General features: G+C 45.9%; 13 protein-coding genes. 5 read left to right on the top strand and 8 right to left on the bottom strand.

Translation table 11 applies throughout. The features are described 5' to 3' along the window. Together QUA23_RS29320 and QUA23_RS29315 are read left to right on the top strand one after the other, a co-directional pair. The coding region (locus QUA23_RS29320; protein ID WP_445243534.1) for a DsbA family protein at window positions 1-201 on the top strand (201 nt) is incomplete at its 5' end. Between the two features lie 37 nt (window positions 202-238). After that, on the top strand, window positions 239-451 hold the full coding sequence (locus QUA23_RS29315; protein WP_333110651.1) for a divalent metal cation transporter: 213 nt from the start codon (window positions 239-241) through the stop codon (window positions 449-451). An 88-nt stretch (window positions 452-539) separates the two neighbouring features. Here QUA23_RS29315 and ctpB read toward each other — a convergent pair whose 3' ends face one another. After that, window positions 540-1859 (bottom strand): carboxyl-terminal processing protease CtpB, encoded by a 1320-nt coding sequence (ctpB, locus tag QUA23_RS29310; RefSeq protein ID WP_333078542.1) that lies wholly within the window; start codon window positions 1857-1859, stop codon window positions 540-542. Between the two features lie 195 nt (window positions 1860-2054). Here ctpB and QUA23_RS29305 point away from each other — a divergent pair, with 195 nt between their 5' ends. After that, window positions 2055-2900 (top strand): hypothetical protein, encoded by an 846-nt coding sequence (locus QUA23_RS29305; protein WP_333078543.1) that lies wholly within the window; start codon window positions 2055-2057, stop codon window positions 2898-2900. A 98-nt stretch (window positions 2901-2998) separates the two neighbouring features. Here the strand turns inward: QUA23_RS29305 and QUA23_RS29300 are convergent, their stop codons facing one another. Next, window positions 2999-3568 (bottom strand): pseudouridine synthase, encoded by a 570-nt coding sequence (locus tag QUA23_RS29300; RefSeq protein WP_333078544.1) that lies wholly within the window; start codon window positions 3566-3568, stop codon window positions 2999-3001. Window positions 3569-3776: 208 nt separating this feature from the next. Between QUA23_RS29300 and wecB the strand changes: the two genes are divergently transcribed. Continuing rightward, window positions 3777-4907: a non-hydrolyzing UDP-N-acetylglucosamine 2-epimerase gene (gene wecB / locus QUA23_RS29295; protein ID WP_333078545.1), complete on the top strand. Its 1131-nt coding sequence runs from the start codon at window positions 3777-3779 to the stop codon at window positions 4905-4907. 43 nt (window positions 4908-4950) lie between these two features. On the opposite strand, the gene QUA23_RS29290 is transcribed toward wecB, so the two are convergent. From QUA23_RS29290 to QUA23_RS29270, 5 genes are all read right to left on the bottom strand, one after another. Then, the gene (locus tag QUA23_RS29290) at window positions 4951-6747 is read right to left on the bottom strand and encodes an ATP-binding protein (RefSeq protein ID WP_333078546.1); all 1797 of its coding nucleotides are present in this window, start codon (window positions 6745-6747) and stop codon (window positions 4951-4953) included. 173 nt (window positions 6748-6920) lie between these two features. Then, complete coding sequence (locus QUA23_RS29285) at window positions 6921-7805, bottom strand: substrate-binding domain-containing protein (protein ID WP_333078547.1); 885 nt, start codon at window positions 7803-7805, stop codon at window positions 6921-6923. 485 nt (window positions 7806-8290) lie between these two features. Continuing rightward, window positions 8291-8812: a hypothetical protein gene (locus QUA23_RS29280; protein WP_333078548.1), complete on the bottom strand. Its 522-nt coding sequence runs from the start codon at window positions 8810-8812 to the stop codon at window positions 8291-8293. A gap of 8 nt (window positions 8813-8820) precedes the next feature. Next, window positions 8821-9318, bottom strand: a complete 498-nt coding sequence (locus QUA23_RS29275) for a TIGR00725 family protein (protein ID WP_333078549.1) — start codon at window positions 9316-9318, stop codon at window positions 8821-8823. A 469-nt stretch (window positions 9319-9787) separates the two neighbouring features. Then, window positions 9788-10672: a 4-hydroxybenzoate solanesyltransferase gene (locus QUA23_RS29270; protein WP_333078550.1), complete on the bottom strand. Its 885-nt coding sequence runs from the start codon at window positions 10670-10672 to the stop codon at window positions 9788-9790. 210 nt (window positions 10673-10882) lie between these two features. Between QUA23_RS29270 and QUA23_RS29265 the strand changes: the two genes are divergently transcribed. Then, window positions 10883-12499, top strand: a complete 1617-nt coding sequence (locus QUA23_RS29265; RefSeq protein WP_333078551.1) for a Ppx/GppA phosphatase family protein — start codon at window positions 10883-10885, stop codon at window positions 12497-12499. 389 nt (window positions 12500-12888) lie between these two features. Here QUA23_RS29265 and QUA23_RS29260 read toward each other — a convergent pair. Then, window positions 12889-15052, bottom strand: a 2164-nt coding sequence (locus QUA23_RS29260) for a Calx-beta domain-containing protein (protein WP_333078552.1), incomplete at its 5' end; no start/stop codon positions are given.

Genomic DNA, 15052 nt, shown 5'->3' with positions numbered 1-15052 from the left:
ATTATCAATTATATCGAGTGCAATCCGCAAGGGAAAAATGCTCGCCGCGATCTTTGCGAAGCTGCCAAGATTCAGGGTACTCCTACGTGGGAAATTAATGGTAAGTTTTACCCAGGGCAAAAATCTTTGCAGGAGTTAGCTGATTTATCAGGTTATCCGGGAACTCGCGAATTTAAAAACCTTTCAAATCAGGAACGTTGACAAGAGTGATTTTTGCCGATCGACCTCATCATAGTCGATCGCACGCATCTCGGTTAATTTACGGGTTTTCAGTCAAGTGATTCTCAGTTTGCAATTACCCTTTGCAGTAATTCCCTTGGTAATGTTTACCTCAAACCGCAACTTAATGGGAGAGTTGGTGAATCCATTTTGGCTGAAAGCCTTAGCTTGGTTAGTGGCTAGTATTATAGTAGGATTAAATAGTTGGCTGTTATTACAAACTATTTTCTAGCAATCTGAAGCTAAATAAAATTACAAAAACAAAACCCGCCGGCGCGGGTTTTACCTTAAAGCTAATTGTTAATGACTGCCAATTTGAACTATTTTTTGACAGGAACAAGCTCATTAGCAACAACCGGACGGGTCGAGGAAGCGGTAGTTTTCAAAAGTGCGATCGCCTGCGCGTAGCACGGATCGTCCTTAGTCGCAACCAACATCGGTTTGTTAGCTAATTTCAGCTTTTGTTCGTCGGTGACTTCGACTTTAACATCTGGAGTAACCCCCTTCTGGCTGATATCCGTACCGTTGGGAGTATAGTAGTGAGCGATCGTCACCGCCAATCCCGAACCGTCAGCCAAAGAATGCACCGACTGCACCAAAGCTTTGCCAAAAGTTTGGCCGCCCATCACAGTTGCGCGCTTGTTGTCCTTCAGAGCACCGGCCAAAATCTCGCTGGCGCTGGCCGAGTTGTCGTCCACGAGCACCACCAAAGGCTTGTCAGTGAGCGCAGTGCGATTTGCCTTCATTTCCTGAGAATCGCCCGCGCGATCGACTGTGCGGACGATCGCCCCTGTATCCATCCACATCCGAGCGATATCAATGCTCACTCGCAGCAAACCGCCGGGATTGCCCCGCAAATCCAACACAAAAGCGTCAGCTTTCTGATCCGAGAGCTTTTTAATCGCTGCCTGCATTTGTTCGCCCGCGTGGGAGCTAAACTCTTGCAAACGGATGTAACCGACATTCTGACCGCCTTCATTCTTGAGGCTGTAGCGAACCGCTGCTACCTCAATTCTCGCCCTAGTCAGAGTGATATCAAACTCGCTTTTGCCCTCACGAGCAATCCGCAGCGTGACTTTCGTACCTTCGTCGCCCCGAATTACCTGAGCCGCATCCGATACAGTCATGCCTTTGGTAGTTTTGCCGTCAATCACCAAAATCGTATCGCCCGCTAGAATCCCTGCCTTCAGGGCCGGCGAATTTTCCATCGGCTCGACTACCTTAATCGCTTTCGTTTTCTCGTCTTCTTCCAGCCTCATCCCCACCCCTGTCAGTTCCCCAGAGGTTTGATTCGTCAGCGCTTCGTACTGCTTCGGGTCCATGAAGCGCGTGTACTGGTCGTTTAATTTCTCTAGGGCTTTGCGGAGAGCGGTATAGGCAGCTTCGCGAGAGGTATAGTTTTTGCTCAACAGTTCTTGGCGGGTCAATTGCCAGTCAGTCTTGTTAAAGCTGCCATCAACATACTCTCGGTTCACAATTTGCCAAGCTTCGTCTAAGACAGCTTTGGGGCTATCTTGAAGCTCGGCGCGCACTGATTGGCTCAGGCCGGGAACGAGTAAAGATATCGAAGCGGTTGTTGCCATCGCCCCACTGAACAGGGCTGCCTGTAATTTAGAAAAGCGTCTGCGGGCTTGATTCATTGAATTTGGCTCAATTCGATTTTAGATTTTTGATTTGAGATTTTATATTGCTAAAAAATCTCACACTACTACTTAAACTATTGTGTGGAGGCTCCACTATCCCTTTGGACAGTTTAACGAGATTCATAGTCGATCGCCAACCAATTATTACTCTCTTTCAATAAACTTAATTTAAAACTTGGATTTAAAAGTGCCGTGGAAGCTAAAATCGAACAATTTTCGCGTAAGTGGTTGAGTCTGCTCGTTAATGGAGCTATCGGTCTAGCAGCGCTGGCGGGGGTCGTTACCATGCAGTCTAGCGGGCAGTTGGGCGGAATGTCCCCAGTTCGCGTTCAGGGGCAAAAGCCGCTCTCTGCAGTGTCTGCTGCCAGTTTCAAGCAAGCCGCACAGCAAGAAGCGCAGCAAGAAGCCCTGCGGCTGAGAATGCTCAAAACTATCCCTAGTTTTGGGTTTGACAATTTAATTGCAGATTGGACATTTCTCAAATTTTTGCAGTATTTTGGCGACGACGAAGCGCGAGATGTGACGGGCTACAATCTCAGCCAAGATTATTTTGACATAGTTACGCAGCGCGACCCGCGGTGGGCTGACATTTACCTGTTTCTTTCCACAGCTATTTCTTTTTATCAAGGAAAGCCTGAAACCGCTGTTAACTTTATAGAGCGTGGTACTAGGGCCCTTGCCGTTTCGCCGCAACTTCATTCCCAATCGTGGATAGTGTGGCGAACTAAAGGTCTTGATGAGTTGCTGCTGTTGGGGGATATTCCTGACTCAATTCGCTCCCACGAAATGGCCGCTGAGTGGGTGCAAGGAAGCCCCGAAGGACCGAAATTCGCGCCGATGTTTCGAGCAACTGCTGAGTATTTGCGCCGAGATCCCGATAGCGTGCCGGTGCGGTTTATTGCTTGGAGCACAGTTTATGCTCAAACAACTGATAAGGTGGTGCGTCAAAGGGCGAAACAAGCTCTTGTCAAGTTGGGAGCTCAGGTGCAAAAAGATAAGGATGGAAACGAGAGTTTTATTTTGCCGCCTCGAAAGTAAGCAGAAGGAAGAAGGAAGAAGGAAAATGCAGCCACAGTCATAGTTTCAACTATCAAGAATGTCCTAACCGTCAAGACTGTTGACTGTAATTCTCCAATCTAAAATCTAAAATCAGCTTGAGTTAGTTCGCGCCATTCACCGGGTTTGAGGCCTTCCAGACGCAAAGGCCCGATCGCACATCTGACTAGCCGCAGCGTCGGAAACCCTACTGCTGCGGTCATCCGGCGCACTTGGCGGTTGCGGCCTTCTGTGAGAGTCATTTCCAGCCAAGCTGTGGGCACGTTTTTGCGAAATCTAATCGGCGGTTCGCGGGGCGGCAAAGGGGGTTCTTCTAACAATAATTGCACTTTTGCCGATCGAGTCCGATAATCTTGAATTGTGACACCTGTCTGCAAAGCGGAGATCGCACTTGCATCGGGAATTCGTTCAACTTGCACCCAGTAAGTGCGGGGATGAGCGAATTTCGGGTCACTGAGGCGGTGTTGCATTTGTCCGTCATCGGTTAGCAGCAACAAACCTTCACTATCGCGATCGAGCCTTCCTACTGCATAAATGTTAGGAATAGGAATATACTCTTTGAGAGTGCTGCGTTTAGTTTCGCTGGAGTTGTCAGTAAATTGAGTTAAAACGTCGTAGGGTTTATAAAATAGAATGTAACGATAAGGCATGACAAATTAAAAAATAAAAATGTACCAAAAGTGCAAGCAGAAACGATATAACTCCCAAAAAAACACCTTCTATCTCTCTTCACTCCTCTGCGCCCTCTGCGCCCTCTGCGGTTCATAAAAAAATAAATCTTATTAACCAACGATTCAAACCTGCTATAAAATATTGAGCCTTTAAGACCCTCGCAAATCTCAACTACCCAATTTTACCATGTCCGAAGCTACTCACCGCGTTTGTATCGTCTTAGGAACTCGCCCAGAAGCGATTAAACTAGCGCCAGTAATTCAACTCTTCAAAAGTTCGCCCACCTTTGACACCCAAGTAATTTTAACCGGCCAGCACCGAGAAATGGTCGAGCAAGTAATGCGAATGTTCGATCTAAAAGCCGATCGGGATTTAGCAATTATGCAGCACCAGCAAACCTTGACAGATATTACATCCCGGAGTTTGCAGGGTTTGGAAGCCTTGTTTAAAGAATTGCAGCCCGAAATCGTATTAGTTCAGGGGGATACAACGACTGCATTTGCCGCTACTTTGGCTGCATTTTACCAGAAAATACCCGTAGGTCACGTAGAAGCCGGATTGCGAACAGATGACGTATTCAATCCTTACCCCGAAGAGGCTAACAGACGGTTGATATCTCAGCTCACACGGCTGCATTTTGCGCCGACAGAGCTGGCCCAAGAAAATTTAGGGCGATCGGGCGTTTTGGGAGAAATTCACCGTACAGGCAACACAGTAATCGATGCTTTGCTTTCTGTCGCCAAACGCGAACCAGAATGCAACATTCCCAATTTAGATTGGAGCAAATATCGCAGTATCTTAGCAACAGTTCACCGCCGCGAAAATTGGGGCGAACCCTTACAAGGAATTGCTCACGCCTTTCTCCAAATCTTAGATAAATTTCCCGACACAGCTTTACTGCTACCCCTGCACCGAAATCCTACTGTTAGAGAACCTTTGCAAGCTCTTTTGGGCGACCACCCAAGAGTATTCTTAACAGAACCTTTAGATTACGCAGAATTAGTAGGAGCGATTCAGAGATGTCATTTAATCCTCACAGATTCCGGCGGCTTGCAAGAGGAAGCACCTAGTTTGGGCAAGCCAGTTTTAGTATTGCGAGAAACCACAGAAAGACCAGAAGCAATTTCCGCAGGCACAGCTAAACTTGTGGGTACGAATTCTGATACAATTTTCACAGCAGCGGCAGAATTGCTCAGCAATTCCGAAGCATACAACGCAATGGCAATGGCAATTAATCCCTTTGGTGACGGTTTGGCAGCGTCGCGGATTTTGAAAATTGTTGAAGAGTATTTGAGTGAGAAGACAATTGACAATTGAGGGTTGACGGTTGAGAGTGAGTCGAAAAACTGCAAACCCATTCTCAAGTATTTGTTAGCTGAGTCCGATCTATGGGAATCTCAATCACAAACTTCGTGCCTTTGCCCAGGGTGGAATCACACCAGAGTTTTCCTCCATGCTTTTCCTTCACAACCTGATAGCTAATGGATAAGCCTAATCCTGTCCCCTTGCCTACGGGTTTAGTAGTGAAGAAGGGATCGAATAGGCGCGATCGCGCTTTCTCTGGAATGCCCGTACCGTTATCGGCGATCGCAATCTGCACCCACTGTTTTTTTGTTTTGGTAGTCTTAATCAAAATCCGATTCGGTTGGTCAACAATATCCTGAAAACTACGTCCTTCATTGCTCTCTTCCAAAGCATCGATCGCATTTGATAGCAAGTTCATAAACACCTGATTAAGTTGACCTGCATAGCATTCTACCAACGGTAACTCGCAATATTCTCTGACTACTTCAATGGTTGGGCGTTCTGGCTGGGCTTGAAGGCGATGTTCTAAAATCATCAAGGTGTTATCAATGCCTTCATGGATATCGACAGCCTTGAATTCCGAGTGATCCAGACGAGAAAAGCTACGCAACGAAACCACAATGTCCCGAATGCGACCGGTGCCCATTTTCATCGACTTAAGAATCTTAGCGAGATCCTCTTTTAAGTAGTTTAGATCCACATCGTCTAGGTCATCTTGAAGTGATGGGGACGGGTTGGGATAGTGGTGTTGATAGGCATCTAGTAATCGCAGCAAGTCATGGATGTGATCGTTGAGATGAGACAGGTTGCCGTAGATAAAGCTGACTGGGTTGTTGATTTCGTGCGCTATCCCTGCCACCATTTGCCCCAGTGCCGACATTTTTTCGTTATGCACCATCTGACTCTGGGTGCGGTGCAGTTCTTCAAGGGTACTCTCTAGTTGTTGCACCTGTTGGTTCAGTTGCCGATCGCGAGCCCTAAGTTGCTCTGCCATACTGTTAAATCCCTGCGCTAAAAGCCCCACTTCATCCTGACTGTCAACCCGAATACCACACGCTAAATTGCCTCTGGCCAATTCCTGGGTTGCCTTAGTCAGTCTTTGAATGCGATGGCTCAGAGTTTGGGTCAGACGGAAACCTCCGATCGTCACAACTGCGATCAGGACACTTCCCAATAGCCCAAAGCTACCCACCACAAACCACAACCGCTGTTGTGCTTGCTCGATGTCCTTGGCAGAATGCAGTACAGCAATTTTGAGAGTTGCCCGATCGAAACCTTCTAACTTGATTGTTTTGATCAGGTATGATTCACCAGCAATCCCGATCTTAGTGGGCAACCCGTCTGGCTGGGGAAATTGCCAAGACCGATCGCGGTTAAGTGGCAAAGTAGCAGCCGTTACCTTCTCGCCGTCAAAAGCCACCAAATGTATAGATGTGTCGCCGCGAAGCGACAGGAGCGCTTTGTCGTCCATGGCTAATCCCGCAACCAAACCAGCTAGGATCTTTTGAGATGATTTGATTGATATTAACCCAATCATGGAAGCCGGAGCCCAGTTTTCTGCCAGGAGAACTCCCGGTAACTCTAGTCCGGTTCGGGCGGCACGGTTCACAGAGACATCCTGCAATCTCGCCTGTCTTATTGCTCCCAACTGTGAAGACACTAAGACTTGACCATCAGTGTCAACTATTCTGATCAAATCCAGTTTAAAACCCGCTTGGATTGGTAATACTGTCCGCAGTAATAAAGGGCGATCGCCCTTTATTACTGCTGTGATGACATCATTATTTTCACTCACCGAACGGGCTTTCACACGGAGTGATTCTTGCCTTTGCTTTAGAGTTTCCTGTAGCATACTAGCCAGATCCACGATCTCCCTTCGCCCCATTTGTTCTAAGTTGTTTCTAGCAAAATAACCAAAACTTAAGGTTCCGACAGTCCATAGACTCAGAAATGCCAACAACAGAGGTGATAACAACTTGACGGAAACGGGTAACCGCGAGTATCTGGATTGGATGGTCACAGCTCTTAATTCTTGGCGGATTCGGTCACAGAAATAAAGCCAGACTGCTCCATCGCGTTGATTCCTGGCGGACTAGAGATATATTGAATTAGCGCTTGGGTAGCCTCTGAAGGTTTTTTGTGCCACAGAATTGAAATTGTCCGAACCATCGGATACTTGCCCGCTTGGACATTTTCTCGTGTTGGTTCAACCCCGTTGAGGCTGAGGCGGTTGACAGGTAGTTTTTCGGAAATGGCGTGAGCCAGGGAAAAGGTACCGATGCTGTAAGGAGTGCTTTGAATTGCCTCGATCAATTCCCCTTCTTTCCGAAATACGATTGCTTCTAATGAATTCTTTAAATCTGCTCCTAGGTAATATTTCCGCAATAGCCGCTTGGCAGATTCATCTTCTGGGCGATCGAGCAGTACAATTTTAGCATCGGTTCCTCCGAGTTCCTTCCAGTTGGTGATGCTGCCATTATAAATACCTTTGAGGTCTTCAGTCGTGAGGTTTTTCACCCCTGTGACGCTGGGATGAGTGGCAACTAAAAGGGCATCATGAACCACCTCGCGAGACTCTAAGGTGCCATCATTTTCTTCTGGCTTTAATGTTCTCGATATTGCACCTACATCGACTAATGTCTGTTTAACCCCATCAATTATATTTTCGGACTGCCCTGGTTCTAGGTTGGTAACTTTGACGTTTTTTGCGGTAGCTTCGTAGTTGGTTTGCAGCACCTTCATAAGACCCAACGTGCTGCTTGACGCCCCAAATTTAATCGAGGTTTGGGTTTGCGTTGCCGCAGTCGTGGGCGCTGTTGTGGTGGTGGCACTGCTGGTCGTCGTACTGCAACTGGGCAGCCCTAGGAGGGCGATCGCACTTAAAGCTAGCGTAACTAAATTCGGTTTCATGTTAAAAGTCCTATGATCCTATTATCTTCTGCTATCAAAGATGATTTGGGTACTCGAAAATCGAGTTTTTGAGTATTTTATCGCCCTCGCAACTCGCTCAATAATTTTTTATTTTCTAGCAAAAAAACTTGAGATCTCACGGTTGATTTCACCCCTCCTAAATTTTATGCTAAATAATTAAAATTTGCAATGAGTCGATCGCCACGTTTTGTGATGCTGTTTGATATGAATGATTGGCGACCGCATCATACTTATGAGAAATGCGATCGCATACAATGCAGCCCGATCGATTTAAAATTACTGTAACAGCTCAATCGGGAAGCTTTTATCCTGACTAATTTATCTTAATTACCAGTTACAGATGAGTTTATTGTTGAGCTTAATAGGTCGATTTGCGAGGTAAAACGACTAAAATCCAAAATCATTTGATTTAGGTGAGTTTCGGTACAGTCGCTAAGAATGTTGGCTTTGTCAGTTAGATATTTTTAAGGAGAGGGAACTGGTGGCAGAAAATTGCTGCTACCTTTATAACCGGATAAAATAGCCAGTTTTTCCAAAGATTGCCTGCCCGTGTAATATTTCCCTCGAATTTCCCAAGTGGGATAAGCTTTAATATTGGCAGCTTTGCACAAATCCGGTTGAGCATCTTTGCCTCTGGGGTCGCACTCTATGTAAGTAATTGCGGTAAATGCTTCTTTGCCGAAAAGTTCTTGTTGAGTGTGACAGTGAGGACACCAGTAAGCACCATACATTCTAGCTTTGATGGTCTGCAAATGAGTTGCTAAACCTATTTGATCGGGTACTGATTCACTGCGAATAGGTGGCGCTTCTTGTTCGGTAACAGGCGGTGCGAAAGGGGGAGGCGGAGGGAGGGTTTGTGCTAATTTAGGAGTGGATTTGTTGCTGAAACTGAACTGTGCAATTCTTCCGTCTGCTTTGGTAGTGACGAAAATCCCCAAAGTCAGGAAAATGCCGATCGCACAAAAGTTGAATTTGCTTACTCTCATCTTGGATTTCATCTTGGATTTACTAGGATTTCGCGAGCTTGATTCATAGCCTCTACAGCATTGTTTACCACAAAGATCTTAAATTGTGCTAAATCTTTAAAGAAAAGTTTACTTTTGGTGCTGTCATTTAACAAGATAACTTGTTTGTTAGCTTTCAGAGCGAGGGCAATTTCCGAAGCAGTGCCCGTCCCCATGCCGCAGGCAATTATTACATCTGAAGAAAGAACGTTAATGTTATTTCTGGCGTTTCCCATATCGGTGACAATGGCAATATCTACAGCTTCAGAAATGCCACGAGTGTCATTTCCCGGAAGGATGCCGACTGTTAAACCGTTAGCTGATTTTGCTCCTTTGTTGGCGGCATCCATGACGCCGACATTTCTGCCACCAGTTAGCAATATCCATCCTGCTTCGGCGATGAGTTGTCCGAGTTGATAGGCGTTTTCTAAGTCTGTTGATGTGGCACTATCGCCGGGGCCCATGATGCCAATAATGATTTTTTTCATAGTTTTGGGGTGGATATATCGCATTTTTGAAAGAGCGAGAACTCTTCTGAATCTCGCTGAGAAAGGGATCTAGATCTTTCTTAGCCAGATGCCGCAGCCTCACCGGTCACAATCGGTTTGTATTTATTTTTATTAAGCAATATTTAGGATAATTGAGTAAAATTTTGTGTAACAAAAAAATATCAGTTTTTAGAAGCCTGCACATTATTAATTTATGTAAAAAAATTTAATTTAATTGGATTGATAACTAAGTATATTGAACTCAGTATATTTCTGTATAATAATCGTGAAAAAAGGGGAATAAGCTATCGCTCGTCCCCCTTTTTTCGGGGATGTGCAGCCGTTGGAGACTTCGATACAAAGCAGAGAGACACAGGCTTTGAGGCTTAAATCAATGGGAAGTTCTTCTGTCAAAATTCAATCATTGGAGTTTCATACCCGTTTCCTGCAGGAAAAGCCATACAAAAAACTAAAAAATCTCCCCAACAATCATCCCCGCCAATATGACAAACCCCACCCAAACATTTTGGCGAAATATTTGACCGTAAACAAGTTTAGGAATATCCGCCTTCTGCAGTTGACTGTACTGCAAAAACCACAAAATCGCCGCCGAACTAATTGCCATCCAAAAACCAATGTGCAAGTGCAGATTAATTCCCATTGCTGCTAATAAACCGACTGTACCAACAAAGAAAAAACCCACAGCATTAGCGGCATTATCCCCGAAAAATATCGCGCTGGAATTCACCCCCAAACGCAAATCGTCTTCCCGATCGCTCATCGCATAAACTGTATCAAATCCCATCGTCCAAAACACGACTGCACCCCACAGCAACCAGGTCGCTAATTCTAATTCATTGACGGCAGCGCTCCAACTAATTAAGACTGCAAAACCCCAGGCAATTGATAACACTAATTGCGGCACTGGAAAGAATCTTTTGGCCAGCGGATAGCAGATAATTATTGGTACGGCTGCGACACACAGCCAGAAGCTTAAAGGATTGAGATAAAAAGCGAGAATCGCCGCGCAAGCAAAGGAAATTAAAGCAACTCCGATTCCAGTTCGCACGGTGAGGGCGCGGGATGCTAGCGGGCGCGATCGCGTTCTTTCTACTTCGGGATCGATATCGCGATCCCACAAGTCGTTGATGACGCATCCAGCGGCACTCGTGGCTAAGGTACCCAACACAATCACGCCCACCAATGCTGTCGGCGGCTTCCCGTCTGCTGCTAAAAAGACGGCCCAGAGGGCTGGAATCATTAAAATGAGCCTTCCTGCTGGTTTGTCCCATCTCAAAAGCCTCACGACGGTTAGCAATGTGGATTCGGGTTGGCGATCGAGCTCTTTAAGCATTTCAATTCTAGATTTGATATTTTTAACTGTAAATTTTATCAAATTTTAGGCACAATCACTTACTATCTCTGCTGTCGATCGCACTTCTGCCAAAATTTCAAACAGGTGGAAGTCTTGGCCAGCCAGCAGTTCCAGCTTTTTGCTAATTTAATAGAATGCCTCACTGGATTCGTGAAATAATCATAAATATCTATCAACCCCGATACTCCAATGGTTAATTCACTTGCTTCTACGGAGTCAAATCGTATTATTGCTGCTATTGATATGGGTACTAACTCGTTTCACATGGTGGTGGCACGGATCGATCCGAAATTGCCCGCGTTTACGATTATTGCTAGAGAAAAAGATACGGTTCGGTTGGGCGATTGCGAGGCAAAAACAGGGTGCTTGAAGTCCGAGGTTATGGAAAGGGCGATCGCCACTCTGCGCCGCTTTCAAGATATTGCTAAAACTTTCAATGCCGAACAAATTATTGCTGTGGCTACGAGTGCAGTTCGGGAAGCCCCTAACGGGCGGGATTTTCTCAAACAAGTTGCTGACGAATTAGACCTGAATGTTAGTTTGATTTCCGGTCAGGAAGAAGCGCGGAGAATTTATCTCGGCGTTCTTTCGGGTATGGAGTTTAACAATCAGTCGCAGGTAATTATTGATATTGGGGGCGGTTCTACTGAGTTGATTTTAGGAGACAGTTCTGAGCCTCGCTGTCTCACCAGTACAAAAATAGGTGCTGTTCGCTTAACAGGACAATTTGTCAAAACTGACCCGATAAGCAGGGAGGAGTTTGCTTATTTGCAAGCTTATATTCGGATTTCGCTGGAAAGACCGATTGACGAATTGCGCTCTCACTTCAATGCTGGCGAACCTTTGCGCTTGATTGGCACTGCTGGAACCATCGAAACTCTGGCTGCAATTAACGCTCGCGAAAAGTTTGGAACTGTGCCGAATCCCCTAGCCGGATATCAGTTAAGTTTAAAAGATTTACGCGATTTAGTCAATCGTTTTCGCAAACTTTCTTACTCGGAAAGGCTGGCAATTCCGGGAATGTCCGATAAGCGGGCGGAAATTATTCTGGCAGGATCTTTGATTTTGCAAGAAGCGATGACACTATTAGGAATTGAATCGCTGACTGTTTGCGATCGCTCTTTACGAGAAGGCGTAATTGTTGACTGGATGCTGGCGCACGGTTTAATTGAAAACCGCTTGCGCTATCAAGGTTCAATCCGCCAGCGCAGCATTCACCACATGGCTGAGAAATATCAAGTCAATTTAGAACAAAGCGAAAGAACCGCAGCATTTACTCTCAACTTCTTCGACCAAACTCAAGGAATTCTACACAACTGGGGAAGCGAAGAACGCGAGTTGCTGTGGGCTGCCGCAATTCTGCACAACTGCGGTTTGTACGTCAGTCATTCAGCGCACCACAAGCATTCTTACTATTTAATTCGCAATGGTGAGTTATTGGGCTACACTGAAACAGAGATTGAAGTAATTGCCAATTTGGCTCGCTATCACCGGAAAAATCCTCCCAAAAAGAAGCACGAAAACTTTATTGCTCTTCCGAAAAAATACCGAGAATTCGTCAATAAATTGCATCCTTTTCTGCGGTTAGCTGTGGCTTTAGATAGGCGGCAAATAGGCGCAATTTCTGATTTTAAATGCGAATATCGCCCGGAAGTTAGAGAGTTTCACTTGCGCCTACAACCGCTCAATCCCGAAGACAATTGCGCTCTAGAACTGTGGAGTTTGGATTATAAAAAGCCGTGTTTTGAATATGAGTACAATCTCAAATTAGTGGCAACTTTGGAACCGACTCTGGTTCCGGTTTAAATACAAAGCCGAGCCGGGAAACGAGAGACTGTAGGCTGGGAAGTACGCACCCTACAGTTTCAACTTAACCCCAAGTCTATTACCAATATTGTGTTTGACTCCATACTCCTCGCGATCGCCCTAGCCTGCTTTGAGAAGGCAGGGTGGATTAATTTTAGAGACGATAAATCAATGCGATATGACTATTTGCTGACGCTATACGAAAGATTTAAGTAGTGTCTCATATTATGTGCGGTCGAGCGATCGCGATTTTTGTAGGGGCTGCCCTCACCAACAATACCTGCCAATAATTGACAATCTCAAAAACCCGCCCAGACCGAAATATTATGGTTAATCGATCGGACATGATATTAGGGATAATTCTGATACAACCAGATTCGATATTATCTCTACAAACCAGATAGCCCAATTACTGTAAAATCCTGTTGAGTGATGAGATTAGCTGGCACGCCTTTTAGGCTAGCTAAGATTTGATTGGTGTTGGCAATTTTGATAAAAGTTGTAGTGTTTTCTTCAAATATGCTGAGTCGATCGACCGTTAACCCTCCCATTAAAATTAATAAATCTTCACCTTGCGTAAAATCAGTGATTACATCCTGGCCTTCTCCCGCAGTCAAGAAAAAGTAATCGCGCCCGCTTCCCCCTTGCAGCGTATCGTTTCCGAAGTCTCCCATCAACCAGTCGTCGCCAATTCCCCCAATCAAAGTATCATCACCCTTACCACCGTACAGAGTATCGCTACCGTCACCGCCACACAATTGATCGGCATCTTGATTACCAAAAATTAAATCATTGCCACTGCCGCCGCACAAATAATCTTTTTGACTGCTAGCATCCGTCGCGATATTGTCAATATCTCCGAAAAGCGTATCCTCGCCATCGCCACCGCAGATGCTGTCATTTCCCAAATCTCCAAATAGCAAATCATTGCCCAAATCGCCACAAATTATATCGTTATCTTTGCCACCATGTAAGGTATCATTGTCCTCGCCCCCAGCAAGAGTATCTTCGCTTTCTTGTCCGTATAAAACGTCGTTGCCATTATTGCCAAAAAGCAAATCTTTTCCTGTCAAGTCACCGTCAGACGTATCAGAAATGCCACCAAATAAACTGTCATTACCTTCATCGCCAAGTAGGGTATCGTTGCCTTTGTCGCCCCAAACTACGTCATTATCTTTGCCGGCGATCGCCACATCACGATCTTTACCCGCATAAATAATGTCATTCCCAGCGTTGCCGACGAGATAGTCGTTATTTTCGTTGCCAAATATGGTGTCGCTGTCGGCATCCGCCCCAACAGTAACTGGGCTAGCAAAGCCGCCGTAAATATTGTCGTTGCCGAATAAGCCATTTAGCCAATCGCTGCCGTTGAAACCGTTGATGATGTCATTAATATCGCTGCCGGTTAGAGTATCTTTACCGTCAGTACCGTTGAGGATATTTTCAGGGATATTGGGGCCGGGAATGGAAGTGCGATCGGGTAAAGTGATTCGATCGCACATACAGTCTTCCGAAGCAGCAGGAATTAGCGCAGGTGTGGGGGTTTCGGTTGTTGGAGATGTGGTTGGGGCGATCGAATTCTGATTGGCGATCGGCGTTTCACCAGTTTTAGCCGTCGGAATTGGAGTTTCCGCAGGTGTCGGAGTCGGAATTGGTGTCGGAGTTTTCCCAGGCGTCGGAGTTTCCGCAGGTGTCGGAGTCGGAATTGGCGTCGGTGTGGGAATTGGAGTTTCCGCAGGCGTCGGCGTCGGTGTGGGAATTGGAGTTTCCGTAGGCGTCGGCGTCGGTGTGGGAATTGGAGTTTCCGCAAGCGTCGGCGTCGGTGTGGGAATTGGAGTTTCCGCAGGTGTCGGAGTCGGAATTGGCGTCGGTGTGGGAATTGGAGTTTCCGCAGGTGTCGGAGTCGGAATTGGCGTCGGTGTGGGAGTTGGAGTTTCAGCAGGCGTCGGAGTCGGAATTGGCGTCGTTGTAGGAGTTGGAGTTTCAGCAGGCGTCGGAGTCGGAATTGGCGTCGTTGTAGGAGTTGGCGTCGGAGTTTCAGCAGGTGTGGGAGTCGGAGTTGTATCTACAATAGTCAAAACAGCACTATAAATCGCTCCTAAATCGACTCCGTTAGTGGGACTATTCAGAGTTAAATTAACAGTTTCATCCTCTTCTATTGCCAAATCATCAACAATTGGAATCGTGAAACTTTGAGTGGTTTCGCCAATGCCAAAACTTAATGTTCCCGATATCTGGTTATAGTCGCTGCCAGCATTAGCAATGCCATTAGTTGTAGTGTAACTGACAGTAGCCACATTAGTAGCATCAGTGCGAGTAACAGTAATTGTGGCAAATTGATCGTTTTCATTAACGCTGTAATTGGCGTTACTGAAGTTAAATGTGCCTGGATTGGTGAGATTGATAATTAACGCTTGGGTGTCAGAAGTATCGAGCCCTTCGTTCTCTATACCGCCATTATCTCTCAGGTTTAGAGTGATACAGCACTTTGCGTGACTAAGAGGTACAGTAACAGCAGTGAGCAAAATAATTTTTGATTTGCTTAGTTGAACA

Origin of the sequence: Microcoleus sp. Pol1C5 (assembly GCF_036701115.1) — a bacterium.
In the GTDB taxonomy this organism is placed as follows: Bacteria; Cyanobacteriota; Cyanobacteriia; order Cyanobacteriales; family Microcoleaceae; genus Microcoleus.
The sequence above is the reverse complement of the archived record's forward strand: the minus strand, read 5'-3'. Positions and strand labels throughout refer to the sequence as shown.